This window comes from Enterobacter sp. Ap-1006 (assembly GCF_011752835.1).
Lineage (GTDB): Bacteria > Pseudomonadota > Gammaproteobacteria > Enterobacterales > Enterobacteriaceae > Cedecea.
This window is the reverse complement of sequence record NZ_VWWU01000004.1, coordinates 374445-399440: the sequence shown is the minus strand read 5'-3', so window position 1 is coordinate 399440 and position 24996 is coordinate 374445. Positions and strand designations below refer to the sequence as shown.

The following is a 24996-nucleotide window of genomic DNA, read 5'->3' as shown; positions in this document are numbered from 1 at the left end:
CAGTCCCCTTGCCGAAAGGCGAGGGGAAAATAACCAAAGCAGACGATAAAATAATCATCATGGCGATTTAACCAGCAGTCAGACAAAAATCGCGAAAAAAAACGTTTGAGGGCTTGCGACAAAAACGAATTCTCGTATAATGCGCCTCCCGTACCGATGCAGAATTTGCAGCGTTACACAGAGCGGGAATAGCTCAGTTGGTAGAGCACGACCTTGCCAAGGTCGGGGTCGCGAGTTCGAGTCTCGTTTCCCGCTCCAAAATTTGATTTGGCTTTTACAGCCATGCACCACCCAAGCGGGAATAGCTCAGTTGGTAGAGCACGACCTTGCCAAGGTCGGGGTCGCGAGTTCGAGTCTCGTTTCCCGCTCCAAAATTTGATTGGCTTTTACAGCCACGCACCACCCAAGCGGGAATAGCTCAGTTGGTAGAGCACGACCTTGCCAAGGTCGGGGTCGCGAGTTCGAGTCTCGTTTCCCGCTCCAAATTTTCCTTTCAAGCATAAATTATCCACAACGTGCAGCAAGCGCTGTAGGTGATATTTTGCTATCTTGCAATACAACTATGAACAGACTTATCCACAGCCTTCTGTCGTTCCTCGCGTCTTCTACAAATGTAATATTTATTACACCAATATTTTAATGCATTGATAATTAAGAACTTAATTTAGTGTCGAAATATTAATGTAATGCTTGCAGAAATTTTGACACTTGAATGACAACGTGTTTTTGAATGTTATGCACACGCTGTGGACATATCACGCGTCGCGCGGAAGCCCTTTCTCAATCACCCTCACCAAACGCTGTTTCTTCGGTAACTGAACCTCAACGGCCTGCTCGCTTCGTCTGGCTAATTGTTGCGCAATCGCCCATTCAATGTGCTCATCCAGAAGTGGGTGCTCACCTTGCCTCTGTTCAAGCGCGACGAGGTTCGCCTCATTCCAGGGAGCATTGCCCAGCGCAACGGCGATATTACGCAGCCAGCGAAGGTGGCCGATGCGACGGATCGCTGAGCCTTCGGTCACGCGCAGGAAGTGCTGCTCACTCCAGGCAAACAGCTCGATCAACGGCGGAGAATGGAGTGCCTTACGAGGGCTGAAGTCATCTTCTTCGCTAAGCTGCGAGTAGCGGTTCCACGGGCAGATTAGCTGGCAGTCATCGCAGCCGTAGATGCGGTTGCCGATAAGCGGCCGTAATTCTTCCGGGATTGCGCCTTCAAGTTCTATGGTCAGATAGGAAATACACCGTCTTGCGTCCACCGTGTAGGGCTCGACGATGGCGTTGGTCGGGCAAATGGTCATGCAGGCTACGCAGCGGCCACAGCCTTCCTCAACCGGGGAATCAATCGGCAGCGGAATGTCGACCAGCAATTCGCCGAGGAAGAAGAACGAACCCGACTCGCGATTAAGGATAAGTGAGTGCTTACCTGTCCAGCCCAGCCCGGCTTTTTCGGCCAGTGGGCGCTCAAGAAGCGGCGCGGAGTCGACAAAAGGTCTAAAATTCAGCGTGGAGCAGTGGGACTGAATCATTTCCCCCAGCTTTTTTAAGCGGTTACGCAAGACTTTATGGTAATCACGGCCCAGCGCGTAGCGGCTGACGTAACCTAGCTGCGGGTTTTTCAGCGTTGAGGCGAAGGCGGCGTTGGTTGGAAGGTAATTCATGCGAACGCTAATGACCCTAAGCGTACCGGGCACCAGTTCGTGCGGGCGCGCGCGCATCATGCCGTGCCGGGCCATCCAGTCCATTTCACCGTGATATTGCTTGTCGAGCCATTCCTGCAGCTGCGGCTCGCTGGCGGTGAGATCGGTATCGGTAATACCGACCTGCTGGAAGCCAAGATCTTTGCCCCATTGTTTAATGCTTTGCGCTAACTGATTGTAATCGAGGGGCTGTGACATGACGGACCATAACCTGAAAAAGTACGTCAAAAGTATACCACATTCGGTCTGGCCGGCAGACTGGCTGCGTAATGCTGAAAAAGACGCAGCCGATAGCCTGGGTATTACGCTTTATGAACTGATGCAGCGTGCCGGTGAAGCGGCATTTCAGATTGCCCGCACGCGCTATCCTGACGCTCGCCACTGGCTGATTGTCTGTGGGCACGGAAATAACGGCGGGGACGGCTATGTCGTTGCCCGGCTGGCGCAGGCGGCTGGTTTTCAGACAACGTTGCTGGCGGTAGAAAGCGATAAGCCCTTACCCGAAGAAGCCGCTCAGGCGCGTGAAGCGTGGCTTAATGCGGGCGGCGTTCCATATAGCCTTGAACACGTCTGGCCTGCTGACGTTGATTTAATTGTCGATGCCTTGCTGGGCATTGGCTTAAACAGCGCGCCGCGCGAAAATATCGCGCAGCTTATCAAGCAGATGAATGATCACCCTGCACCGGTTGTTGCGTTGGATATTCCTTCTGGTCTGCTGGCAGAAACGGGTGCTGTGCCCGGGACGGTGGTTCAGGCGGCGGATACGGTGACGTTTATCGCACTTAAACCAGGTTTACTCACAGGGAAGGCGCGAGATGTGGTTGGCAGGTTGCACTATGCCGCTCTGGGGCTTGAACCCTGGCTCGAAAGGCAGATCGCGCCCATTTCCCGGTTTGATGTTCAGCAGCTTGCCGGGTGGATTAAACCGAGGCGGCCGACTTCGCATAAAGGGGATAACGGGCGGCTGGTACTGATTGGTGGCGACAGCGGCACTGCCGGAGCCATTCGTATGGCCGGCGAAGCTTCGCTTCGTGCAGGCGCTGGTCTTGTCCGGGTACTTACTCGTGCTGAAAACGTTGCGCCACTGCTTACTGCTTGCCCTGAATTAATGGTTCATGAGCTGACGCCACAATCGCTTGATGGGGCTCTGGAATGGGCGGATGTGGTGGCCATTGGGCCGGGGCTTGGGCAGCAGGAATGGGGCAAGAAAGCGCTGCAGAAAGTCGAAAACAGCCGTAAACCGATGCTTTGGGATGCGGACGCGCTTAACCTTCTGGCAATCAACCCGGATAAACGTCAGAATCGCGTGATTACGCCTCATCCCGGCGAAGCGGCACGGCTGCTAAATTGCGCTGTGTCACAAATTGAGAGTGACCGCTTACTTGCAGTAAGGCGTTTGGTCAAACGTTATGGCGGAACCGTGGTCTTAAAAGGTGCCGGCACGCTGGTTGCCAGCCACGATCGGCTGGGCGTTATCGACGTTGGCAATGCCGGGATGGGAAGCGGTGGAATGGGGGATGTGCTGTCGGGGATCATTGCCGCATTGCTGGCACAGAAGCTTACCCCTTATGATGCTGCCTGTGCAGGCTGCGTGGCCCACGGCGCGGCGGCTGATGTTTTAGCTCGCCAGCGAGGCATGCGCGGCATGCTGGCAAGCGACCTGCTTTCAACGCTTTACCTGTTTGTTAACCCGGATTTGAATACCTGAAGCCATGATGAATCGAGTTATTGCATTACCTGAAGAAGCGGCAACCTTAGCGTTGGGCGAACGCCTGGCACAGGCCTGTGAGGGCGCGACGGTGATTTACCTTTATGGCGACCTCGGCGCGGGCAAAACCACCTTTAGCCGTGGTTTTTTACAGGCCCTGGGGCACAAGGGCAACGTTAAAAGCCCAACCTATACATTGGTTGAGCCATATCAGCTTGATAACCTAATGGTTTATCACTTTGACTTGTATCGTCTGGCAGACCCCGAAGAGCTTGAATTTATGGGGATCCGTGACTACTTCACCAACGACGCAATTTGCCTGGTGGAATGGCCGCAGCAGGGGACAGGTGTTCTCCCGGACCCGGATGTCGAAATTCACCTGAGCTACGAGGCGCAAGGTCGCGAAGCGCGCATTGCCGCCGTTTCCTCATCTGGTGAAGCGTTACTGGCGCGGTTAGCCAAATAGCAAGGATGACGGGATGATCTATCGCGTGAAAGGTTGGTTGATGGCTGGATTCCTGCTGCTGTGCTGTGCACAAGCGGGGGCGGCGGCGCTGTCTGATATTCAGGTTTCCAACGGTGAAAATCAGGCACGTATCACTTTTAGTTTTATGGGCGACCCGGAATACACTTTTTCACAGGATAATAAGCGAAGCGTTGCGCTGGATATCAAACAAACCGGCGTGATTCGCGGGCTGCCTTTGCAGTTTAGCGGCAGTAATCTGGTGAAAAGCATTAGCGCCGGACAGCCAAAAGACGATCAATCTTTGCGCCTGGTCGTCGATTTAACCCAGCCTGGTAAAACCCGCGCGGTGAAACAGCAAAACGGTGCCAACTATACCGTTATCTTTACAATCAACGCTGATGCACCTCCACCACCGCCGCCGGTTGTGGCTAAGCGCGTTGAACCCGTTGCCCCCGTTCAGGTTCCAGATCCTGCCCGTAATCCCTTTAAGCCTCAGCAGGTCACCGGCGCGATAGGTTCTAATACCGTGACTCGCCCGGCGGCTCGTGCAAAAAACAGCGGCCCGTCGGATACCGTTGTGGTCGCCATTGATGCCGGTCACGGCGGTCAGGATCCCGGTGCGATTGGCCCTGGTGGTACGCAGGAAAAGAACGTCACTATTTCTATCGCGCGGAAGCTCAAAGCCCTGCTGAATGATGACCCGATGTTCCGCGGCGTACTGACTCGCGATGGGGATTACTTTATCTCGGTCATGGGGCGTTCAGACGTAGCGCGTAAGCAGAATGCAAACCTGCTGGTGTCTATTCATGCGGATGCAGCGCCGAATCGCGATGCCACTGGCGCATCCGTTTGGGTGCTTTCTAACCGCCGTGCAAACAGTGAAATGGCGGGCTGGCTGGAGCAGCACGAGAAACAATCTGAGTTGCTGGGCGGCGCGGGAGATGTGCTGGCAAATAGCCAGGCCGATCCCTACCTGAGCCAGGCTGTGCTGGATTTGCAGTTCGGTCATTCTCAGCGCGTCGGGTATGATGTAGCGACCAAAGTGCTGGCTCAGTTACAGCGCGTAGGCTCTTTGCATAAGCGCCGCCCGGAACACGCGAGCCTGGGCGTGCTGCGTTCACCGGATATTCCTTCTCTGTTGGTTGAAACGGGCTTCATCAGCAACAGTTCCGAAGAGCGCCTGCTTGGCAGCGACTCTTACCAGCAGCAAATAGCTCAGGCCATTTATGAGGGGCTGCGTAACTATTTCCGCGAGCACCCGCTGCAGTCTGCTCCATCGAATGAGCAAACTGCCCGTAGCCAACTGGGTTCGCCGCAGCAGGTCGCGGTGACCAACTAAGGAGATAACATGCCGATTCAGGTTCTGCCGCCGCAGCTTGCGAACCAGATCGCCGCTGGCGAGGTTGTAGAGCGCCCTGCGTCGGTAGTAAAGGAGCTGGTTGAGAACAGCCTTGATGCCGGGGCCACGCGCATAGATATCGACATTGAACGTGGTGGCGCGAAGCTCATTCGTATTCGGGACAACGGCTGCGGTATCAGGCAGGAAGAGCTGGCGCTGGCGCTGGCTCGCCACGCCACCAGTAAAATTGCTTCGCTTGACGATCTGGAGGCCATTATCAGCCTCGGGTTTCGCGGCGAAGCGCTGGCAAGTATCAGCTCCGTTTCCCGCCTGACCCTGACATCGCGTACCGCAGAACAAAATGAAGCCTGGCAGGCCTATGCCGAAGGGCGTGACCAGGCTGTGACGGTCAAACCAGCCGCGCACCCCGTTGGAACAACGCTCGAAGTGCTCGATCTGTTTTACAACACGCCTGCGCGCCGTAAGTTCATGCGCACCGAAAAAACCGAATTTAATCATATTGATGAAGTGGTGCGCCGCATTGCGCTGGCGCGGTTCGACGTTTCTATCACGCTTAATCACAACGGAAAAATGATCCGCCAGTACCGTGCCGTACAGGAAAGTGCGCCACGCGAGCGTCGCCTGGGGGCCATTTGCGGTACGCCGTTTCTTGAACAGGCGCTGGCCATTGAGTGGCAGCACGGTGACTTGACGCTACGTGGCTGGGTTGCTGAGCCTTCTGCCACCACCTCGGCCCTGGCGGAGATCCAATATTGTTATGTTAACGGGCGCATGATGCGCGACCGCTTAATTAACCATGCGATTCGCCAGGCCTGTGAAGACAAACTTGGCGTGGATCAGCAGCCAGCCTTTGTGCTGTATCTGGAGATCGACCCGCATCAGGTGGACGTTAACGTTCACCCTGCGAAGCATGAGGTGCGTTTCCATCAGTCACGGCTGGTGCATGACTTTATTTATCAGGGCGTGATCAGCGTACTTCAGCAGCAGGGTGAGAACGCCCTGGCGCTGGAAGAAACGGCGGAAACGCCCGTTGAGCGCTGGCAGCCGGAGAACCGTGTTGCCGCCGGGCGCAATCAGTTTGCCACGCCAGCCGTCGCGCGTGAGCCCCGTGAGGCTGCGACAAGGCAGATTTCGTCTACATCTGGCAGCGGTGGCCGTCCAGCCGGGGCCGGAGGCACGCCGCTTTGGCCACACGCAGCGCCTGGCTATCAAAAGCAGCAGGGTGCCCTTTATCATCAGTTGCTTGAGACACCCGACGTCGAGCCAAAACCTGCCGTTCGTGCTGAAGAGCCGGCTGCGTTAGAGGGCCACTCGCAAAGTTTTGGCCGGGTGTTAACGGTTTTACCTCCGGATAAAGCTTTGCTGGAGCGACAGGGCAAACTTTCGCTGCTTTCGCTGGTGGTGGCCGAACGGTGGCTAAAACAGGCGCAACTGGCGCCGGGGAGTGAAGGTCTGCGTGCTCAGCCGCTGCTGATTCCGCTCCGGCTGAAAGTCAGTCGCGAAGAACATGACGTATTGGTTAAATATCAGGCGCTTTTGAAAGAAATGGGCATTGAGTTTGATACTGATGCCCGGCAGATAACAATTCGCACGGTACCTTTACCTTTACGGAAACAAAATTTACAAATCTTGATTCACGAACTGCCAGGATACCTGGCGCAACAGGCGGACGTTTCGGCGGGCCAGCTGGCTTTGTGGATTGCTCGTCATTTGGCAAGCGATCACGAACAGTGGAGCCAGGCTCAGGCGATTACCCTGCTGGCAGACGTTGAACGTCTTTGCCCGCAGTTGGTGAAATCTCCACCCGGCGGTTTACTGCAACCTGTTGATTTACAATCGGCGATGAACGCCCTGAAAGATGACTGAAGATAAAAAAAGGCCACAGGCGATTTTTTTAATGGGGCCAACGGCCTCAGGTAAGACGGCACTTGCTATTAATTTGCGTAAAACTTTGCCGGTAGAGTTGATAAGCGTAGATTCGGCCCTCATCTATCGTGGAATGGATGTCGGTACCGCTAAGCCAACGGAACAAGAGCAAGCCCAGGCGCCTCACCGGTTACTGGACCTGCTTGACCCGGCTCAGGCGTACTCTGCGGCAGATTTTCGCCGCGATGCGCTGGCCGAGATGGCTGAAATTACCGCCGCCGGGCGTATTCCGCTGCTGGTCGGCGGCACTATGCTCTATTTTAAAGCGCTGCTGGAAGGGCTTTCGCCACTTCCGTCGGCGGACCCGGAAGTCAGGGCAAGAATAGAGCAACAGGCGGCAGAGCAAGGATGGAATGCGCTGCATCGTCAACTGGAGGAAATCGATCCGGTTGCCGCTGCCCGGATTCATCCAAATGATCCGCAAAGGCTTTCCCGGGCACTGGAAGTTTTTTTCATTTCGGGTAAAACTTTAACGGAACTGACGCAAACGTCAGGAGAAGCTCTGCCGTATCAGGTGCATCAGTTCGCCATCGCCCCGGCGAGCCGTGAACTGCTCCATCAGCGAATTGAGCAGCGTTTTCATCAGATGTTAGCTTCAGGTTTTGAAGCAGAAGTGCGGGCGCTTTTTGCTCGCGGAGATTTGCATACGGAGATGCCTTCCATCCGTTGTGTGGGCTACCGCCAGATGTGGTCTTATTTGGCCGGTGAAACGTCATACGATGAAATGGTTTATCGAGGTATTTGCGCGACGCGTCAATTGGCTAAGCGTCAGATGACCTGGCTGCGTGGTTGGGAAGGTGTTCACTGGTTAGACAGTGAAAAACCTGAGCAGGCATACAGCGAAGTGCTACAGGTTGTTAGTGCGAAGCATGGGTGAATGTGTACAATTGAATCGTCAGCGTGCGCAAATTTTTACGCAGTTTTTCAGAGCTAATCGCTCTTGAGTGACAAACAACAAACATATAAGGAAAAGATAGAATGGCTAAGGGGCAATCTTTACAAGATCCGTTCTTGAACGCACTGCGTCGTGAACGTGTTCCAGTTTCTATTTATTTGGTGAATGGTATTAAGCTGCAAGGTCAAATTGAGTCTTTCGATCAGTTCGTGATCCTGTTGAAAAACACGGTCAGCCAGATGGTCTATAAGCACGCGATTTCTACCGTTGTTCCGTCTCGTCCGGTTTCTCATCATAGCAATAACACCGGCACCGGCGGTTCTGGCGGCTACCATCACGGCGGCAGCGCGCAGGCTGGTTCTGCGCCGCAACAAGACAGCGAAGAAACCGAATAAGGTTGCTTGCTGTTTTCCCGGTCGGGGGACCAGTTCAGCTGCGTTCCCCGCTGGTCTTTTTGAGAGGTTATACGCTTGTTTGACCGTTATGATGCCGGTGAGCAGGCGGTACTGGTTCACATCTATTTTTCGCAAGACAAAGACATGGAAGACCTGGCGGAGTTTGAATCCCTGGTCTCTTCAGCCGGTGTCGAAGCGCTGCAGGTGGTAACCGGTAGCCGCAAGTCCCCGCACCCAAAGTATTTTGTTGGCGAAGGCAAAGCCGTTGAGATTGCCGAGGCCGTTAAGGCCACTGGGGCGTCGGTTGTGCTGTTTGATCATGCGTTATCGCCCGCCCAGGAACGTAACCTGGAAGCCCTGTGCCAGTGTCGTGTTATCGACCGCACCGGGTTAATTTTAGATATTTTTGCCCAACGTGCACGTACCCATGAGGGTAAATTGCAGGTAGAGCTGGCCCAGCTTCGCCATTTGGCTACGCGCCTGGTTCGCGGCTGGACTCACCTTGAGCGCCAGAAAGGCGGGATCGGTTTACGCGGTCCAGGGGAAACCCAGCTCGAGACGGACCGTCGTCTGCTGCGCAATCGTATTATGCTGATCCTTTCGCGTTTAGAACGTGTAGAAAAACAGCGCGAGCAGGGACGTCGTTCACGTAATAAAGCAGATGTGCCGACGATTTCATTGGTGGGCTACACCAACGCCGGTAAATCCACGCTATTTAATAGAATTACCGCGGCCGATGTTTATGCCGCGGATCAGCTATTTGCCACACTCGATCCTACACTGCGCCGTATTGACGTCGCCGATGTGGGCGAAACCGTGCTGGCAGATACTGTCGGTTTTATTCGTCACCTGCCTCACGATCTGGTAGCGGCGTTTAAGGCCACTTTGCAGGAGACACGTCAGGCCACGCTGTTGTTACACGTGATTGACGCGGCCGACTTCCGGATGCAGGAAAACATTGCAGCAGTCGATACCGTACTGGAAGAGATTGAGGCGAATGAAATCCCTACGCTGTTGGTCATGAATAAAATCGATGCGCTGGATGCGTTTGAGCCGCGTATCGACAGGAACGACGAGAATGTGCCGATCCGCGTCTGGCTTTCCGCACAGACCGGTGCCGGTGTCCCACTGCTTTTCCAGGCTCTGACGGAGCGTTTGTCTGGTGAAATTGCGCAGCATACGCTGCGTTTACCCCCTCAGGCAGGGCGTTTGCGGAGCCGTTTTTATCAGCTTCAGGCAATAGAAAAAGAGTGGACAGAGGAAGACGGATGCGTGGGGTTAGAAGTTCGTATGCCTATCGTGGACTGGCGTCGCCTCTGTAAACAAGAACCGGCACTCGCGGATTACATCGTTTAGATGTCATCAGACTGGTTCATATACCCTAAATAATTCGAGTTGCAGGTAAGCGACAAGGCCGAGAGTCCCCAGGGGCATAGTCTAACTATGTGACTGGGGTGAGCGGGCGCAGCCAACGCACCTGCGGCTTGAAGTATGACGGGTGTAAATGTCCTGAAGACTATTTCCCCCTCGGGGGATATCACCGCACAACAAATATGGAGCATAAACATGGCGTGGAATCAGCCCGGTAATAACGGACAGGACCGCGACCCGTGGGGAAGCAGCAAGCCTGGCGGCGACTCTGGGGGTAATAAAGGAGGGCGCGATCAGGGGCCACCTGATCTGGATGATATCTTCCGCAAGCTGAGTAAAAAACTCGGCGGCCTTGGCGGCGGGAAAAGCGGTGGCAGCGGCGGTGGTAATGCATCGCAGGGGCCGGGCAATCCTATTGGCGGTCGAGTGATCGGTATTGTGGCTGCAGCCGCGGTCATTATCTGGGCCGCAACCGGGTTCTATACCATTAAAGAAGCCGAACGCGGTGTTGTGACCCGCTTTGGTAAATTTAGCCATCTCGTTGAGCCGGGTCTGAACTGGAAACCGACGTTTATCGACAGCGTTCAGGCAGTGAACGTTGAGTCGGTACGTGAACTTGCGGCGTCCGGTGTGATGCTGACTTCTGACGAAAACGTCGTGCGCGTTGAGATGAACGTGCAGTACCGCGTGACCGATCCACAGCGCTATCTGTTCAGCGTGACCAGTGCGGATGACAGCCTGCGTCAGGCCACCGACAGCGCGCTGCGAGGCGTTATCGGTAAATACACCATGGATAAGATCCTCACCGAGGGTCGTACCGTAATTCGTAGCGATACCCAACGTGAGCTTGAAGAAACCATCAAGCCTTACAACATGGGTATCACGCTGCTGGACGTAAACTTCCAGACGGCACGTCCGCCAGAAGAAGTTAAGGCCGCCTTTGATGATGCGATTGCCGCTCGTGAGAACGAACAGCAGTACATTCGTGAGGCAGAAGCTTACAGCAACGAAGTACAGCCGCGTGCAAACGGCCAGGCTCAGCGTATTCTGGAAGAAGCGCGTGCTTATAAAGCACAAACCGTTCTGGAAGCGCAGGGGGAAGTGGCTCGCTTCGCTAAGATGCTGCCAGAATATAAAGCCGCACCGCAGATTACTCGCGAGCGTCTGTATATTGAAACCATGGAAAAAGTCCTTAGCCACACCCGTAAAGTGCTGGTTAACGATAAAGGTGGCAACCTGATGGTGCTGCCGTTGGATCAGATGTTGAAGGGCGGCGCTCAGCAGCCGGCCGCGAAGAGCGATAACAGCGCAGCGAACAATTTGCTGCGTCTGCCGCCAGCTTCCAGCTCAAGCAGCAGTGCCAGCACCTCTTCGTCCTCCTCGAGTGGCGATATCATGGATCAGCGCCGTGCCAACGCACTGCGCAACGATACCCAGCGCGTAGGGAGTGAATAACGATGCGTAAGTCTTTTGTGGCAGTAATTATCATCGTGCTGGTCGTGATCTACACCTCGCTGTTTGTGGTGCATGAGGGCGAGCGCGGCATTACATTACGCTTCGGCAAAGTCCTGCGTGATGATGAAAACAAACCGGTCGTGTATGAGCCAGGTCTGCATTTCAAGATCCCGTTCATTGAAACCGTGAAAACTCTGGATGCGCGTATCCAGACGATGGACAACCAGGCCGATCGCTTTGTAACCAAAGAGAAAAAAGACCTGATCGTTGACTCCTACATCAAGTGGCGCATCAGCGACTTCAGCCGTTACTACCTTGCCACCGGTGGCGGCGATGTTTCTCAGGCAGAAGTCCTGTTGAAGCGTAAGTTCAGTGACCGTCTGCGTTCTGAAATTGGTCGTCTGGATGTGAAAGACATCGTGACCGATTCACGTGGTCGCCTGACGTTGGACGTCCGTGACGCTCTGAACTCCGGTTCTGCGGGCACCGATGATGAAGTCGCAACGCCTGCAGCTGACGATGCCATTGCTTCCGCAGCGGCGCGTATTACTGAAGAGACCAACGGTAAAGTGCCGGTGATTAACCCGAATAGTATGGCTGCGCTGGGTATTGAAGTGGTGGATGTGCGTATCAAGCAGATCAACCTGCCGACAGAAGTGTCCGAGGCGATTTACAACCGTATGCGCGCAGAGCGTGAAGCGGTTGCCCGTCGTCACCGTTCACAGGGTCAGGAAGAAGCTGAGAAGCTGCGTGCAACCGCAGACTACGAAGTTACCCGTACGCTGGCAGAAGCCGAGCGTGAAGGGCGTATCTCTCGTGGTGAAGGTGATGCTGAAGCCGCGAAGCTGTTTGCTGATGCGTTTAGCCAGGATCCAGACTTCTACGCCTTTATCCGTAGCCTGCGTGCTTATGAAGCCAGCTTCCAGTCTAATCAGGACATCATGGTACTGAGCCCGGACAGCGACTTCTTCCGCTACATGAAAACGCCAGCCAATAGCTCACGCTAATCGCTGAATAATGTCTAAGAGCCGGTTTACCGGCTCTTTTTTTATGCCGGTAAAGGATGATTATGAATTCAACAATCTGGCTGGCGCTTGCGCTGGTTTTGGTACTCGAAGGCCTGGGACCGATGCTTTATCCGCGCATCTGGCGGCGAATGATTCTGGCTATGGCGCAATTACCGGACACGTTATTGCGCCGTTTTGGCGGCGGTCTTGTGGTTGCTGGCATCGTTATCTACTACATGTTGAGTCGCGCCAGTAGCTGAGTGAAATTTATCCGGCAGAAACTGATTTTGTATACTAAAAGGGCTGTTCATCTGAGAAACCGATGGTAGAATCCATTTTTAAGCAAACGGTGATTTTGAAAAATGGGTAACAACGTCGTCGTACTGGGCACCCAATGGGGTGACGAAGGTAAAGGAAAGATCGTCGATCTTCTGACTGAACGGGCTAAATATGTTGTGCGCTACCAGGGCGGTCACAACGCAGGTCACACTCTCGTAATCAACGGTGAAAAAACCGTTCTTCATCTTATTCCATCAGGCATTCTTCGCGAAAACGTCACCAGCATCATCGGTAACGGCGTTGTGCTGTCTCCAGCTGCGCTGATGAAAGAGATGAAAGGTCTGGAAGACCGCGGTATTCCAGTACGTGAGCGTCTGCTGCTGTCAGAAGCTTGCCCGCTGATCCTTGACTACCACGTTGCGCTGGACGTTGCGCGTGAAAAAGCTCGCGGCGCGAAAGCTATCGGTACTACCGGTCGCGGTATCGGGCCTGCTTACGAAGACAAAGTGGCCCGTCGTGGCCTGCGCGTTGGCGACCTGTTCGACAAAGCCACCTTTGCAGACAAGCTGAAAGAAGTGATGGAATACCATAACTTCCAGCTGGTGAACTTCTACAAAGTTGAAGCCGTTGACTACCAGAAAGTGCTGGACGATGCGATGGCGGTTGCCGACATCCTGACCAGCATGGTTGTGGATGTCTCTGACCTGCTGGATCAGGCGCGTCAACGCGGCGACTTCATCATGTTCGAAGGTGCTCAGGGTACGCTGCTGGACATCGACCACGGTACCTATCCGTACGTAACCTCCTCTAACACCACCGCAGGTGGCGTTGCGACCGGCTCCGGCATTGGTCCGCGCTATGTGGATTACGTTCTGGGTATTATCAAAGCTTACTCCACTCGCGTGGGTGCTGGTCCGTTCCCAACTGAACTGTTTGATGATATCGGCGAATTCCTGTGCAAACAGGGTAATGAATTCGGGGCTACTACCGGGCGTCGCCGTCGTACCGGCTGGCTGGATGCGGTTGCCGTGCGTCGTGCCGTGCAGATCAACTCCTTGTCCGGCTTCTGCCTGACCAAGCTTGACGTCCTGGACGGCCTGAAAGAAGTGAAAATCTGCGTAGGCTATCGTATGCCTGATGGTCGTGAAGTGACCACCACGCCAATGGCTGCGGATGACTGGGAAGGTATCGAACCGATTTATGAAGTGATGCCTGGCTGGTCTGAAACCACTTTCGGCGTGAAAGAGCGCAGCGGTCTGCCGCAGGCAGCGCTGAACTACATCAAACGCATTGAAGAAGTCACCGGCGTACCGATTGATATTATTTCAACCGGCCCGGACCGTACTGAAACCATGATTCTGCGCGATCCGTTCGACGCATAATGATGTCACGGGGTGTGGTTTCACACCCCGTATCGCTTTCTTCCCGCCGCTTTATTCATCATTCCAATCAAATAAATTAGCTGGCAACCATATGGCTGGTTTATCATCAATATGTACCTGCTTTAAGGTACAACTTGCCTTACGCAAAGCGTTTCCCCTCCCACCCATGAGGTTGATGTGCAGTTAACGAGTTTTACTGATTACGGTTTACGTGCTTTGATTTACATGGCTTCTCTTCCCGAAGGGAGAATGACCAATATCTCTGAAGTCACAGAGGTGTACGGCGTGTCCCGTAATCACATGGTGAAAATCATCAATCAACTCAGCCGCGCGGGCTATGTTATGGCCGTGCGAGGAAAAAATGGCGGCATTCGCCTTGGTAAGCCAGCGGAAACGATCCGCATTGGCGACGTGGTGCGCGAGCTGGAGCCGCTCTCATTGGTGAACTGTAGCAGTGAGTTTTGTCATATCACCCCCGCCTGCCGACTCAAACAGGCTTTGGCTGAGGCGGTGCAGAGTTTCCTTCAGGAACTGGACAAGCACACGCTGGCCGACCTGGTGGACCAAAACCAACCGCTCTACAAATTACTGCTGGTGGAATAATCACGATTCCATCTGCGGATGACAACGGAGGACCCGAAATGTCAAAAGATCCTTTCCAGGAACGAGAAGCCGAAAAATACGAAAACCCGATCCCAAGCCGGGAGTTTATTCTCGACCATCTCTCAAAACGTGAAAAACCGGCCAGCCGCGAAGAGCTGGCGGAAGAACTAAAAATCTCCGGTGAAGAACAGCTTGAAGCTTTGCGCCGCCGCCTCCGTGCGATGGAGCGTGATGGCCAACTGGTTTTCACCCGCCGCCAGTGTTACGCGCTGCCGGAACGCCTGGATCTACTGAAAGGTAAAGTGATCGGCCACCGCGACGGATTCGGTTTCCTGCGCGTTGAAGGGAGTAAAGACGATCTCTATCTTTCATCCGAGCAGATGAAAATGTGCATGCATGGCGATCTGGTGCTGGCGCAGCCGCTCGGCGCGGACCGTAAAGGCCGCCGCGAAGCGCGTATTGTGCGAGTGCTGGAGCCAAGAACCGGGCTGATTGTTGGCCGCTACTTTACCGACGCTGGCGTAGGTTTCGTGGTGCCGGACGACAGCCGCCTGAGCTTCGATATTCTGATCCCGCCGGAAGCGCTGATGGGCGCCCGTATGGGCTTTGTGGTGGTGGTCGAGCTGACCCAGCGTCCGACCCGTCGTACCAAAGCGATCGGTAAGATTGTTGAAGTGCTTGGCGATAACATGGATACCGGCATGGCCGTTGATATGGCGCTGCGTACCCACGAAATTCCGCACGTCTGGCCGAAAGAAGTTGAAGCCCAGGTTGCAAAACTGAAAGAAGAAGTGCCGGAAGAAGCCAAAATCGGCCGTGTTGATCTGCGCTCCCTGCCGCTGGTGACCATCGACGGCGAAGACGCGCGTGACTTTGACGATGCCGTATTCTGCGAGAAAAAACGCGGCGGTGGCTGGCGCCTGTGGGTCGCGATTGCCGACGTAAGTTACTACGTTCGCCCTCCTACGGCGCTGGATAACGAAGCTCGCAATCGCGGGACGTCAGTTTACTTCCCGTCGCAGGTAGTACCGATGCTGCCGGAAGTGCTTTCAAACGGCCTGTGTTCCCTCAACCCGCAGGTTGACCGCCTGTGTATGGTCTGCGAGATGACCATCTCTGCGGCAGGGCGTCTGACGGGCTATAAATTCTATGAAGCGGTGATGAGCTCCCATGCGCGCCTGACCTACACCAAGGTCTGGCATATGCTGCAGGGCGATCAGGAACTGCGCGAGCAATATGCGCCGCTGGTTAAGCACATCGAAGAGCTGCATAACCTCTACAAAGTGCTGGAAGTTTCTCGTGCTCAACGCGGCGGGATCTCGTTTGAAAGCGAAGAAGCGAAGTTTATCTTCAACGCCGAGCGCCGCATTGAGCGCGTCGAGCAGACCGTGCGTAACGATGCACACAAACTAATCGAAGAGTGCATGATCCTCGCTAACATCTCGGCGGCGCGTTTTGTCGAGAAGAATAACGAGCCAGCGCTGTTCCGCGATCACGATCGCCCAAGCAACGATGCGATCACCGCGTTCCGTTCGGTGCTGGCTGAGCTGGGCCTTGAGTTGCCAGGCGGGCAAAAACCAGAACCGCGTGATTACGCCGATCTGCTGGAATCTATCGCCGATCGCCCTGACCACGAAATGCTGCAAACCATGCTGCTGCGCTCGATGAAGCAGGCGATTTACGATCCGGAAAACCGGGGGCACTTTGGCCTGGCGCTGCAGTCCTACGCGCACTTTACTTCGCCAATTCGTCGCTACCCGGACTTGTCCCTGCACCGCGCCATTAAATACTTACTGGCAAAAGAGCAGGGGCATACCGGGAACAGCACCGAATCGGGCGGCTGGCACTACAGCATGGAAGAGATGCTGCAGTTGGGTCAGCACTGCTCGATGACCGAACGCCGCGCTGACGAAGCGACTCGCGACGTAGCGGACTGGCTGAAGTGCGACTTTATGCAGGATCAGGTCGGCCAGGTATTCAACGGCATTATTGCCAGCGTAACAGGCTTCGGTTTCTTCGTGCGTCTGGACGATTTGTTTATCGACGGCCTGGTTCACGTCTCGACGCTGGACAACGACTACTACCGCTTTGACCAGATTGGTCAGCGCCTGATTGGCGAATCCGGCGGGCAGACTTATCGTCTGGGCGACCGCGTTGAGGTTCGGGTGGAAGCCGTGCACATGGACGAGCGCAAGATCGACTTCGCGTTGATCTCAAGCTCGCGTGCGCCGCGTGGCGAAGGTAAAACGGCAAAAGACAAAGCGAAGCGAGGCGGAAAGGGTGGTGCGCCATCTAAGCGCCGTCAGGCAGGCAAGCGCGTAAACTTCGAGCCGGACAATGCTTTCCGTAAAGAGAAAGACGGAGCGAAAGCAAAGAAAGAGAAGGCTGGAAAGAAACCGAAGAAAGCCAAAGCGCCGTCTGACAAAACCCGTAAAATAGCCGCAGCAACGAAGGCGAAGCGCGCCGCGAAGAAGCAGGCGAGCTGATATTACCTTTATCCTAACCCTCTCTCTTAAGGGGAGAGGGCCGGCATGAGGGGCAAAATACAGATTATGAACAAACCAACACGGGCGAACCCTCGTCCGCAATGAGTGATATCGATGAGTGAAATTATTTACGGCATTCACGCCGTCCAGGCCCTGCTTGAACGTGCTCCGCAGCGTTTTCAGGAAGTCTTTATCCTGAAAGGTCGCGAAGACAAGCGCCTGTTGCCGCTGATCCACGCTATTGAAGCACAAGGGATCCCGGTGCAGGTGGCAAATCGCCAGTGGCTCGACGAGAAAGCCGAAGGCGCGGTACACCAGGGCATCATTGCCCGCGTGAAGCCGGGCCGCCAGTATCAGGAAAACGATCTGCCTGACCTGATCGCCGAACACGAACGTCCGTTCCTGCTGATCCTGGACGGTGTAACAGATCCGCATAACCTTGGTGCCTGCCTGCGTAGCGCAGACGCGGCCGGTGTGCATGCAGTTATCGTCCCGAAGGATCGTTCCGCGCAGCTGAATGCGACGGCAAAAAAAGTTGCCTGTGGTGCAGCGGAGAATGTGCCGTTGATCCGTGTCACCAACCTGGCCCGCACCATGCGTCTGCTGCAGGAAGAGAACGTCTGGATCGTCGGCACCGCCGGTGAAGCGGACCATACTCTGTTCCAGAGCAAATTCACTGGCCCGATGGCGCTGGTTATGGGCGCAGAAGGTGAAGGCATGCGTCGTCTGACTCGCGAGCACTGCGATGAGCTGGTCAGCATTCCAATGGCCGGGACCGTTTCTTCTCTGAACGTGTCCGTTGCCACCGGCGTTTGCCTGTTCGAAATCGTGCGTCAGCGCGGTTAAGCCGCATCATCTGAATGGGGTGGAAACACCCCGTTTGTGATCCCCCTCCGCGCAGAACCCGCATCTCCGTCCATACTTACTGGCATTGCCACAGATGGAGGGAACAGCATGCGCTGGCAAACTCACACCGTTTTTAATCAACCCAAACCCCTCAGCAACAGCAATCTTTTTCTTTCAGACATCCCGTTGCGAGAAGCTGTCGTCCGTGAAGGTGCTGGCTGGGATGTTGAACTGCTGGCCAGCATCGGCCAACAGTTGGGATCTGCAGAATCTCTGGAGCTGGGCCGGCTGGCAAACATCAATCCGCCGGAGCTGCTGCGCTTTGACGCCAGCGGAGAGCGCCTGGACGACGTGCGTTTTCACCCCGCCTGGCATTTGCTGATGCAAGGCCTGTTTGCTAATCGGGTTCACAACCTGGCCTGGCAAGAAGATGCTCGTCAGGGCGCTTTTGTTGCCCGTGCGGCTCGGTTTATCCAACATGCTCAGGTTGAAGCGGGCACGCTTTGCCCGATTACGATGACGTTTGGGGCAACGCCACTGCTGCTACAGCACTTACCCAAAGTATTTGAAGGCTGTCGCAAGCCCTTGCTGAGCGATCGCTATGACGCACATTTGCTGTCGGGTGAACAAAAACGTGGTTTGCTGATCGGTATGGGAATGACTGAAAAGCAGGGTGGATCTGACGTGTTGAGTAACACGACTCGCGCGGAACCGCTGGCTGGCCGAGGGGCCGGTGAGGCTTACCGGCTGGTGGGGCATAAATGGTTTTTCTCCGTGCCACAAAGCGATGCGCATCTGGTGCTTGCTCAGGCTAAGGACGGGCTATCGTGTTTCTTCTTGCCGCGTATTCTGCCGGACGGCCAGCGCAATGCCGTTCGTCTTGAACGGCTCAAGGACAAGCTGGGCAACCGTTCAAACGCCAGCAGTGAAGTCGAGTTCTGTGATGCCACGGCCTGGCTTATTGGTGAGGAAGGCGAAGGCATTCGTCATATTTTGAAGATGGGCGGATTTACCCGCTTCGACTGTGCGCTGGGGAGTCACGGTCTGATGCGGCGAGCACTCTCCGTGGCCTTGTGCCACGCCCTTCAGCGACAGGCCTTTGGCAAAACGCTTATCGAACAGCCGATGATGCGTCAGCTACTGGGAAAAATGGCGCTGCGGCTTGAAGGCCAGACGGCTTTTCTTTTCCGTCTGGCGCGAGCGTGGGAGTCGCCGGGCAATGCTCTACAGCTGGCCTACAGCCGTTTGTTTACCCCGGCCGCGAAATTCAGCATCTGTAAAGCAGGGATCCCTTTTGTGGCAGAAACGATGGAGGTTCTGGGTGGCGTGGGCTACTGCGAAGAGAGCGAGTTGCCTCGGTTATATCGTGAAATGCCTGTAAACAGCATCTGGGAAGGATCTGGCAATATTATGAGCCTTGATGTGCTGCGTGTGTTCGCAAAACAGCCTGCGGCAATGGAGATGCTGTGCAGCGAATTTGATGAGGTTAAAGGGCAAAACCGGCATTTCGATCGCAGCTGGCGGCAGTTACAGCAGCGTTTGCGGAAGCCTCAGGAGGAGAGAGGCAGAGAAATTACGCAGCAGCTGGCTAATCTCGCCTGTGGGGCACAATTACTTAAATCACTTTCACCCCCGACAGCGGAAGCCTGGTGCCGTATGATGCTGGATGAACGGGGAGAATCGCTTTTGCCCGAGCAGGTCATCAATGACGTGCTGCTGCGGGCAACGGGAGGCGTGGCTTAATAAGATCGCGGGCCTTTACGCGTAGAGAATGGCCTGCGCTCGCCAGCTATCGGCCAGAGAGTTTTCCTGCATCTGAATAATGCGGTACCAGGAAGCGCCTTGCTCGTCAGCTTTCAGCGCGATCATACGTTCGACGTCCTGCGGGCTGCCGGCAATGTCATTGACTGAAATTAATCCGATTTCATTGAGGCCCGTTACGCAGTCCGCGCTGGCAAACTCGGCGGACTGCGCCAGAGTCGGAATGAGGCCAACAGATAACAGCAGTGTCGTTAAGGCAAGGGATCGTTTCATTGTCAGTTCCTTATCATTTTACCCCGAAGTTACAGGGCAATCCTTCGCTTACTCAAAGCTGACCCCGCTTCCTGAGGGCGAGGTCCATTGTGCATAAGAAACGATCAAGCGGCGAAAAGCTGTGTAAATATCAATAAATAACGGCTATCGGCCTGGGCTATTTTCGATACAAAATAGCCTGTGAATACCACTGGCCTGGGATAACCGTCTCATCATTCATAATGATGAGATAATAATCGGCTTTTGCTGCTGCGGCTTTCTTCTTAATAATGGCTTCTGAGTCCATCGGAGAGCCACGTACCACGGCGGTCACGGTGCCTATTTTTGTTAATTCCGCAGTCTGAGTGCGCTGTACTTCCTGCGGATAATTCGTCGGCGACGGTGCTGGCTGCGGTGTACCCTGAAGCACGCTGCAGGCGCTGAGTAAGGCTGCCAAAAATAGTACGGATAGCCGTGGCATGATGGTTTCTCGTTTCTTGACGATCATAGTGTAGTTCCGGGTTTGGCCGTGCAAAGGGGGAATGTTCCCGATTTGTTATCTCAGGCGCGCTTTTGGCTGACTTTCGAATGAAAATCGATAGCTAGATCTCATCGTTACAATAATCCCTAATCTGCGTTACTTTCCCTGATATTTCGCCGGAGGAGAAGAGAAGATGATCGAAATTTATAATGAGCGGTTTGCCGATGTTGAAGTGCTGCACGCGGTACCTGCCAGAATGAAGCAGTCCCCGCTGCCGACGGTTATTTTCTATCACGGGTTCACCTCTTCAAAACTGGTCTATAGCTATTTCGCTGTGGCGCTGGCGCAGCGGGGATTTCGTGTTGTCATGCCTGATGCGCTCGATCATGGCGCTCGATACAGCGGTGACGCTCATGCTCGCCTGCAGAAGTTCTGGCCGATTTTAAAAAACAGTATTGATGAATTCCCGGCTCTCTATCAGGCATTAATCAACTCCGGCGGTGTTGCTGAGGGCAGACTTGCCGTGGGAGGGGCTTCTATGGGGGGGATGACGGCGCTGGGGATTATGGCGCGGCAGCCTGAAGTCCGCTGCGTTGCCTGCCTGATGGGGTCTGGCTATTTTACGACGCTCGCCCAGACGCTGTTTCCACCTTCGGTGGAGGTACGTGACAAGATTATCGTCAGCCTGAAGGATTACGATGTTGGCGAGCAGCTTGAAGCGCTAAGCAACAGGCCGCTGCTGCTCTGGCACGGTGAAGAAGATGATGTTGTGCCCGCCGTCGAAACGTTCAGGTTGCAGCAGGCGCTGGGGGCGAACAAGCTGGATAAAAACCTGACTTGCGTATGGGAAGCGGGCGTCAAACATCGTATTACGCCCGAAGCGTTAGATGCCACAAGCCAGTTTTTTGCCCGGTACCTGTAAGCACTAAACCAGGATGACTTTGATGCCACGTTCCTGAAGTTTTAGTACGACTTCAGGATCGGCCTGCTTGCCGGTAATGACCAAATCTATTTGATCTGTGCGGCTGAACAGCATTCCAGCCCGTTGCCCGACTTTGCTGCTGTCAACCAACACCACCAGTTTGCCTACCACTCCCAGCATCTTCTGCTCTGCCATTGCGGTTAGCATATCGGTTTTATACAAACCTTCGGCGGTCAGTCCCTTGCCACTGGTAAACATCCAGTGTCCGGCATACAGCGACGTTTCATTCTCCTGTGGCCCGAGGGTGATAGAGTGGCTTTTATTGTACTGCCCCCCCATGATAACCACGCTGTCATGCTCCTGTTCGATAAGATAATTTGCCAGCGGCAAGTAGTTGGTAATGATTTGTACCGGTTTACTACAAATCTGTTGGCCGAGCAGAAAGGCTGTGGAGCCGCAGTTGATAACAATGCTTTCACCTGGGCTGACCAGCTGAGAAGCCGCGCGGGCAATCCGTACTTTTTCATCATGGTTTTGAGCCTGATGAATGTTCATCGGCGACCAGCGCGGGCGCTGCTCACTAACGGCTTCCGCACCGTTGCGGACTTTTTTCAGTTTGCCGTTCTCGTCGAGTTTATTGATATCACGCCGAGCCGTTGCGGGAGAGATTTCCAGCCGGGATATCACTTGCTCCACGGTGACAAACCCCGTCTGTGCAAGCAAATCCAGTAAAATTTGATGTCTTTGCGCTTCCGTCATGAGCAAATCCGATTAAAAGTGATAAGCAAAGATAATATTTAAAATCAGATGAAAATACTAATGTGGACGGGAAGAATTTCCGACGAGCGGCTTGTATTGACCGCCCGCCGGAGACATCTTACAGGAAGGACTTAAAGGGCAGATCGGGTTCCAGGGTGAAGCAGTCATCGAACCCGCGTGGATAGTGGTATTCGTAGTTGTCTTTGTCCAACGGCCAGGTGAATTTCCCTCCAACCTGCCAGATGAAGGGCTTAAAGTGATATTTCAGCCGATCTTTCTTCATTTCCCACAGCACGCGGATTTCCTGTGGGTCGGCCTGGAAATTTGACCAGATATCGTGATGGAACGGGATGACCACGTTGGCGTTCAGTGATTCGGCCATACGCAGGATATCCGCGCTGGTCATTTTGTCGGTAATACCGCGTGGGTTCTCGCCATAGGAGCCCAGAGCCACATCGATTTGGTGCTCGTTACCGTGTTTTGCGTAGTAGTTGGAGTAGTGAGAATCACCGCTGTGGTACAGCGTGCCACCCGGCGTTTTGAATAAGTAGTTCACTGCGCGCTGGTCCATCCCGTCCGGCAGCACTCCCGCAGCTTTTTGATCGACCGGTAACGTGATAAGCGCGGTACGGTCAAACGCATCGAGCGCATGGATTTCAATATCTTTTATTTTTATAACGTCGCCAGGTTTTACCACGATGCAGCGTTCTTTCGGTACACCCCAGCCAATCCACAGATTAACGCAGGTTTGCGGGCCGATAAACGGTACGTCTTCAGCACAGTTCTGCATGACTGCGGCGGCAACGTTCACATCAATGTGATCATTATGATCGTGCGTGGACAGTACGGCATCGATCTGGCGAATGGCGAATGGATCCAGAACAAACGGTGTAGTACGTAGGTTGGGTTGGAGTTTCTTCACGCCCGCCATGCGTTGCATCTGATGGCCTGTTTTCATCAGCGGGTTGCCGTGACTTTGCTTACCTGTTCCGCACCAGAAATCGGTGCAAATATTGGCCCCGCCTTCTGATTTCAGCCAGATGCCTGTACAGCCTAGCCACCACATGGCAAAGGTGCCCGGCGCAACCTGCTCTTGTTCAATTTCTTCATTCAGCCAGCTACCCCATTCCGGAAAGGTACTCAGAACCCATGATTCACGGGTGATCGTGTTCACTTTATTCATCGTTTTCACTCCTTTTTAATTCAAAATAAATCACAATGTGAGTGTATTTGATTTAATGTGGCACTATTTGATTCGATTTGCAATAACACTGATAGTGATGTTTCGACTTGAAAACGGCAGGGGAAATCTATCTTTATGTTGTTTTGATATCATGGGTTTGTAATTATAACATTGAATTTAATAGTTTATTTTCTTAGTTATGAACAGTAGTGATAATCCATTCTCATCCTATGGAAATAATTTGCGTGATGTATCACAAATAATCAAATTTGATCTTTTTGTGATTATTTGTGATTGCTAGAGTGATGATACCCACCACGAAGGGATTGCCCCTCGCGTTCTTATTTCTGGAGAGAGTTATGGAGATCCTCTACAACGTCTTTACCGTGTTCTTTAATCAGGTCATGACTAACGCCCCACTGTTGCTGGGTATCGTGACGTGTCTGGGCTACATCCTTCTACGCAAAAGCGTCAGCGTCATCATTAAAGGCACCATCAAAACCATCATTGGTTTCATGTTGCTGCAGGCGGGTTCCGGCATTCTGACGAGCACTTTTAAGCCCGTGGTGGCAAAAATGTCGGAAGTGTATGGTATCAACGGCGCGATCTCTGACACCTATGCGTCAATGATGGCAACTATTGAGCGTATGGGTGATGCCTATAGTTGGGTGGGATATGCCGTACTACTCGCGCTGGCTCTGAACATCATTTACGTTCTGCTTCGCAGGATCACAGGCATTCGCACCATCATGTTGACCGGCCACATCATGTTCCAGCAGGCGGGGTTGATTGCCGTTGCTTTCTATATCTTCGGCTACCCAATGTTGACGACGATTATCTGTACTGCAGTGCTGGTGTCGCTCTACTGGGGCATTACTGCCAATATGATGTTTAAGCCGACGCAGGAAGTGACTGACGGCTGCGGTTTCTCCATTGGCCATCAACAGCAGTTTGCCTCCTGGGTTGCTTATAAAGTCGCGCCGTATCTTGGTAAAAAAGAGGAGAGCGTTGAAGACCTCAAGCTACCGGGCTGGCTGAATATTTTCCATGACAACATCGTCTCTACGGCGATTGTGATGACCCTCTTCTTCGGTGCCATTTTGCTCTCCTTTGGTATCGACGTTGTCCAGGCGATGGCGGGCAGCACCCACTGGACGGTCTATATCCTGCAAACCGGTTTCTCGTTCGCCGTGGCTATTTTCATCATCACTCAGGGCGTGCGTATGTTCGTCGCCGAGCTGTCCGAAGCGTTCAACGGTATTTCTCAGCGTTTGATTCCTGGCGCAGTGCTGGCAATTGATTGTGCCGCTATCTATAGCTTTGCCCCAAACGCTGTAGTTTGGGGCTTTTTGTGGGGCACTATCGGCCAGTTGATCGCCGTCGGTATTCTGGTGGGCCTCGGTTCTTCCATTCTGATTATTCCGGGCTTTATCCCGATGTTCTTCTCGAACGCCACCATCGGCGTCTTTGCTAATCACTTTGGCGGTTGGCGTGCTGCGCTGAAGATTTGTCTGGTGATGGGGATGATTGAAATCTTTGGCTGTGTCTGGGCGGTAAAACTCACCGGCATGAGCGCCTGGATGGGGATGGCAGACTGGTCAATTCTTGCACCGCCAATGATGCAGGGCTTCGCCTCTGTCGGACTGGTCTTTATGGCCGTCATCATTCTGATTGCTCTGGCTTATATGTTCTTCGCTGGCCGTTGTTTGCGAGCGGAAGAAGATGCGGAAAAACAAACAGCAGAAGTTTCTGCTCGCTAAGG

Annotated in this window: 22 protein-coding genes and 3 tRNA genes; 20 read left to right on the top strand and 5 right to left on the bottom strand. The window is 54.0% G+C overall.

Annotated elements, in window-relative coordinates; genetic code table 11:
• Positions 1-182: 182 nt before the first annotated feature.
• The 3 genes from F3J28_RS14765 (at position 183) to F3J28_RS14755 (ending at position 483) form a co-directional block, all read left to right on the top strand.
• Positions 183-258: transfer RNA gene (locus F3J28_RS14765), tRNA-Gly, on the top strand.
• 37 nt (positions 259-295) lie between these two features.
• Positions 296-371 (top strand) — tRNA-Gly (locus F3J28_RS14760).
• A gap of 36 nt (positions 372-407) precedes the next feature.
• Positions 408-483, top strand: a tRNA-Gly gene (locus F3J28_RS14755).
• Between the two features lie 272 nt (positions 484-755).
• Here F3J28_RS14755 and queG read toward each other — a convergent pair.
• Entirely contained in the window at positions 756-1895 is a 1140-nt protein-coding gene (gene queG, locus F3J28_RS14750; protein WP_166877274.1) for a tRNA epoxyqueuosine(34) reductase QueG, read from the bottom strand.
• Between queG and nnr the strand changes: the two genes are divergently transcribed.
• The 15 genes from nnr to F3J28_RS14675 all read left to right on the top strand — a co-directional run bounded on the left by nnr (position 1894) and on the right by F3J28_RS14675 (position 19619).
• A complete protein-coding gene (gene nnr / locus F3J28_RS14745; protein WP_166877269.1) occupies positions 1894-3405 on the top strand; it encodes a bifunctional ADP-dependent NAD(P)H-hydrate dehydratase/NAD(P)H-hydrate epimerase in 1512 nt (503 codons plus the stop codon). The two genes, queG and nnr, sit on opposite strands and share 2 nt — an antisense overlap.
• A 4-nt stretch (positions 3406-3409) precedes the next feature.
• On the top strand, positions 3410-3871 hold the full coding sequence (tsaE, locus tag F3J28_RS14740; RefSeq protein ID WP_008453617.1) for a tRNA (adenosine(37)-N6)-threonylcarbamoyltransferase complex ATPase subunit type 1 TsaE: 462 nt from the start codon (positions 3410-3412) through the stop codon (positions 3869-3871).
• A gap of 13 nt (positions 3872-3884) precedes the next feature.
• Positions 3885-5210 carry an N-acetylmuramoyl-L-alanine amidase AmiB gene (gene amiB / locus F3J28_RS14735; protein WP_166877267.1) on the top strand — a complete coding sequence of 442 codons (1326 nt, stop codon included), beginning with the start codon at positions 3885-3887 and terminating at the stop codon, positions 5208-5210.
• A gap of 9 nt (positions 5211-5219) precedes the next feature.
• On the top strand, positions 5220-7097 hold the full coding sequence (mutL, locus tag F3J28_RS14730) for a DNA mismatch repair endonuclease MutL (RefSeq protein WP_166877264.1): 1878 nt from the start codon (positions 5220-5222) through the stop codon (positions 7095-7097).
• Positions 7090-8034: a tRNA (adenosine(37)-N6)-dimethylallyltransferase MiaA gene (miaA, locus tag F3J28_RS14725; RefSeq protein ID WP_008453610.1), complete on the top strand. Its 945-nt coding sequence runs from the start codon at positions 7090-7092 to the stop codon at positions 8032-8034. Before mutL ends, miaA begins: the two co-directional genes overlap by 8 nt.
• A 101-nt stretch (positions 8035-8135) precedes the next feature.
• A complete protein-coding gene (hfq, locus tag F3J28_RS14720; protein ID WP_008453608.1) occupies positions 8136-8447 on the top strand; it encodes an RNA chaperone Hfq in 312 nt (103 codons plus the stop codon).
• Between the two features lie 75 nt (positions 8448-8522).
• Positions 8523-9803: a ribosome rescue GTPase HflX gene (hflX, locus tag F3J28_RS14715; RefSeq protein ID WP_166877261.1), complete on the top strand. Its 1281-nt coding sequence runs from the start codon at positions 8523-8525 to the stop codon at positions 9801-9803.
• A 210-nt stretch (positions 9804-10013) separates the two neighbouring features.
• Positions 10014-11273, top strand: coding sequence for an FtsH protease activity modulator HflK (gene hflK, locus F3J28_RS14710; protein WP_166877258.1), 1260 nt, complete (start codon positions 10014-10016; stop codon positions 11271-11273).
• A 2-nt stretch (positions 11274-11275) separates the two neighbouring features.
• Complete coding sequence (hflC, locus tag F3J28_RS14705; RefSeq protein WP_166877255.1) at positions 11276-12280, top strand: protease modulator HflC; 1005 nt, start codon at positions 11276-11278, stop codon at positions 12278-12280.
• A gap of 62 nt (positions 12281-12342) precedes the next feature.
• On the top strand, positions 12343-12540 hold the full coding sequence (locus F3J28_RS14700) for a DUF2065 domain-containing protein (protein WP_008453600.1): 198 nt from the start codon (positions 12343-12345) through the stop codon (positions 12538-12540).
• Positions 12541-12642: 102 nt separating this feature from the next.
• Positions 12643-13941, top strand: coding sequence for an adenylosuccinate synthase (locus F3J28_RS14695; protein ID WP_008453598.1), 1299 nt, complete (start codon positions 12643-12645; stop codon positions 13939-13941).
• A gap of 177 nt (positions 13942-14118) precedes the next feature.
• Positions 14119-14544 (top strand): nitric oxide-sensing transcriptional repressor NsrR, encoded by a 426-nt coding sequence (gene nsrR, locus F3J28_RS14690; protein ID WP_008460383.1) that lies wholly within the window; start codon positions 14119-14121, stop codon positions 14542-14544.
• Positions 14545-14582: 38 nt separating this feature from the next.
• Positions 14583-17030, top strand: a complete 2448-nt coding sequence (gene rnr / locus F3J28_RS14685) for a ribonuclease R (RefSeq protein WP_166877252.1) — start codon at positions 14583-14585, stop codon at positions 17028-17030.
• Positions 17031-17144: 114 nt separating this feature from the next.
• The gene (gene rlmB / locus F3J28_RS14680; protein WP_008460387.1) at positions 17145-17876 is read left to right on the top strand and encodes a 23S rRNA (guanosine(2251)-2'-O)-methyltransferase RlmB; all 732 of its coding nucleotides are present in this window, start codon (positions 17145-17147) and stop codon (positions 17874-17876) included.
• Positions 17877-17984: 108 nt separating this feature from the next.
• Complete coding sequence (locus F3J28_RS14675; protein WP_166877249.1) at positions 17985-19619, top strand: isovaleryl-CoA dehydrogenase; 1635 nt, start codon at positions 17985-17987, stop codon at positions 19617-19619.
• A gap of 15 nt (positions 19620-19634) precedes the next feature.
• On the opposite strand, the gene yjfN is transcribed toward F3J28_RS14675, so the two are convergent.
• Positions 19635-19910, bottom strand: coding sequence for a DUF1471 family protease activator YjfN (gene yjfN / locus F3J28_RS14670; protein WP_039289719.1), 276 nt, complete (start codon positions 19908-19910; stop codon positions 19635-19637).
• 157 nt (positions 19911-20067) lie between these two features.
• Positions 20068-20397, bottom strand: coding sequence for a biofilm peroxide resistance protein BsmA (gene bsmA / locus F3J28_RS14665; protein ID WP_008460390.1), 330 nt, complete (start codon positions 20395-20397; stop codon positions 20068-20070).
• Between the two features lie 166 nt (positions 20398-20563).
• Between bsmA and yjfP the strand changes: the two genes are divergently transcribed.
• Complete coding sequence (yjfP, locus tag F3J28_RS14660; protein ID WP_166877246.1) at positions 20564-21292, top strand: esterase; 729 nt, start codon at positions 20564-20566, stop codon at positions 21290-21292.
• A gap of 3 nt (positions 21293-21295) precedes the next feature.
• Here the strand turns inward: yjfP and ulaR are convergent, their stop codons facing one another.
• The gene (ulaR, locus tag F3J28_RS14655; protein ID WP_166877243.1) at positions 21296-22051 is read right to left on the bottom strand and encodes an HTH-type transcriptional regulator UlaR; all 756 of its coding nucleotides are present in this window, start codon (positions 22049-22051) and stop codon (positions 21296-21298) included.
• A gap of 118 nt (positions 22052-22169) precedes the next feature.
• A complete protein-coding gene (gene ulaG, locus F3J28_RS14650) occupies positions 22170-23234 on the bottom strand; it encodes an L-ascorbate 6-phosphate lactonase (protein ID WP_166877240.1) in 1065 nt (354 codons plus the stop codon).
• 359 nt (positions 23235-23593) lie between these two features.
• On the opposite strand from ulaG, the gene ulaA reads away from it, so the two are divergent.
• Positions 23594-24994, top strand: a complete 1401-nt coding sequence (gene ulaA / locus F3J28_RS14645) for a PTS ascorbate transporter subunit IIC (protein WP_008460399.1) — start codon at positions 23594-23596, stop codon at positions 24992-24994.
• The last annotated feature ends 2 nt before the right edge of the window (positions 24995-24996 follow it).

Bases quoted from the DNA above. Each gene is read 5' to 3' on its own strand.
- nnr (WP_166877269.1), top strand. From the start codon at position 1,894: ATGACGGACCATAACCTGAAAAAGTACGTCAAAAGTATACCACATTCG.
- queG (WP_166877274.1), bottom strand. From the start codon at position 1,895: ATGTCACAGCCCCTCGATTACAATCAGTTAGCGCAAAGCATTAAACAA.
- tsaE (WP_008453617.1), top strand. From the start codon at position 3,410: ATGATGAATCGAGTTATTGCATTACCTGAAGAAGCGGCAACCTTAGCG.
- amiB (WP_166877267.1), top strand. From the start codon at position 3,885: ATGATCTATCGCGTGAAAGGTTGGTTGATGGCTGGATTCCTGCTGCTG.
- mutL (WP_166877264.1), top strand. From the start codon at position 5,220: ATGCCGATTCAGGTTCTGCCGCCGCAGCTTGCGAACCAGATCGCCGCT.
- miaA (WP_008453610.1), top strand. From the start codon at position 7,090: ATGACTGAAGATAAAAAAAGGCCACAGGCGATTTTTTTAATGGGGCCA.
- hfq (WP_008453608.1), top strand. From the start codon at position 8,136: ATGGCTAAGGGGCAATCTTTACAAGATCCGTTCTTGAACGCACTGCGT.
- hflK (WP_166877258.1), top strand. From the start codon at position 10,014: ATGGCGTGGAATCAGCCCGGTAATAACGGACAGGACCGCGACCCGTGG.
- hflC (WP_166877255.1), top strand. From the start codon at position 11,276: ATGCGTAAGTCTTTTGTGGCAGTAATTATCATCGTGCTGGTCGTGATC.
- F3J28_RS14700 (WP_008453600.1), top strand. From the start codon at position 12,343: ATGAATTCAACAATCTGGCTGGCGCTTGCGCTGGTTTTGGTACTCGAA.
- F3J28_RS14695 (WP_008453598.1), top strand. From the start codon at position 12,643: ATGGGTAACAACGTCGTCGTACTGGGCACCCAATGGGGTGACGAAGGT.
- rnr (WP_166877252.1), top strand. From the start codon at position 14,583: ATGTCAAAAGATCCTTTCCAGGAACGAGAAGCCGAAAAATACGAAAAC.
- rlmB (WP_008460387.1), top strand. From the start codon at position 17,145: ATGAGTGAAATTATTTACGGCATTCACGCCGTCCAGGCCCTGCTTGAA.
- F3J28_RS14675 (WP_166877249.1), top strand. From the start codon at position 17,985: ATGCGCTGGCAAACTCACACCGTTTTTAATCAACCCAAACCCCTCAGC.
- yjfN (WP_039289719.1), bottom strand. From the start codon at position 19,910: ATGAAACGATCCCTTGCCTTAACGACACTGCTGTTATCTGTTGGCCTC.
- bsmA (WP_008460390.1), bottom strand. From the start codon at position 20,397: ATGATCGTCAAGAAACGAGAAACCATCATGCCACGGCTATCCGTACTA.
- yjfP (WP_166877246.1), top strand. From the start codon at position 20,564: ATGATCGAAATTTATAATGAGCGGTTTGCCGATGTTGAAGTGCTGCAC.
- ulaR (WP_166877243.1), bottom strand. From the start codon at position 22,051: ATGACGGAAGCGCAAAGACATCAAATTTTACTGGATTTGCTTGCACAG.
- ulaG (WP_166877240.1), bottom strand. From the start codon at position 23,234: ATGAATAAAGTGAACACGATCACCCGTGAATCATGGGTTCTGAGTACC.
- ulaA (WP_008460399.1), top strand. From the start codon at position 23,594: ATGGAGATCCTCTACAACGTCTTTACCGTGTTCTTTAATCAGGTCATG.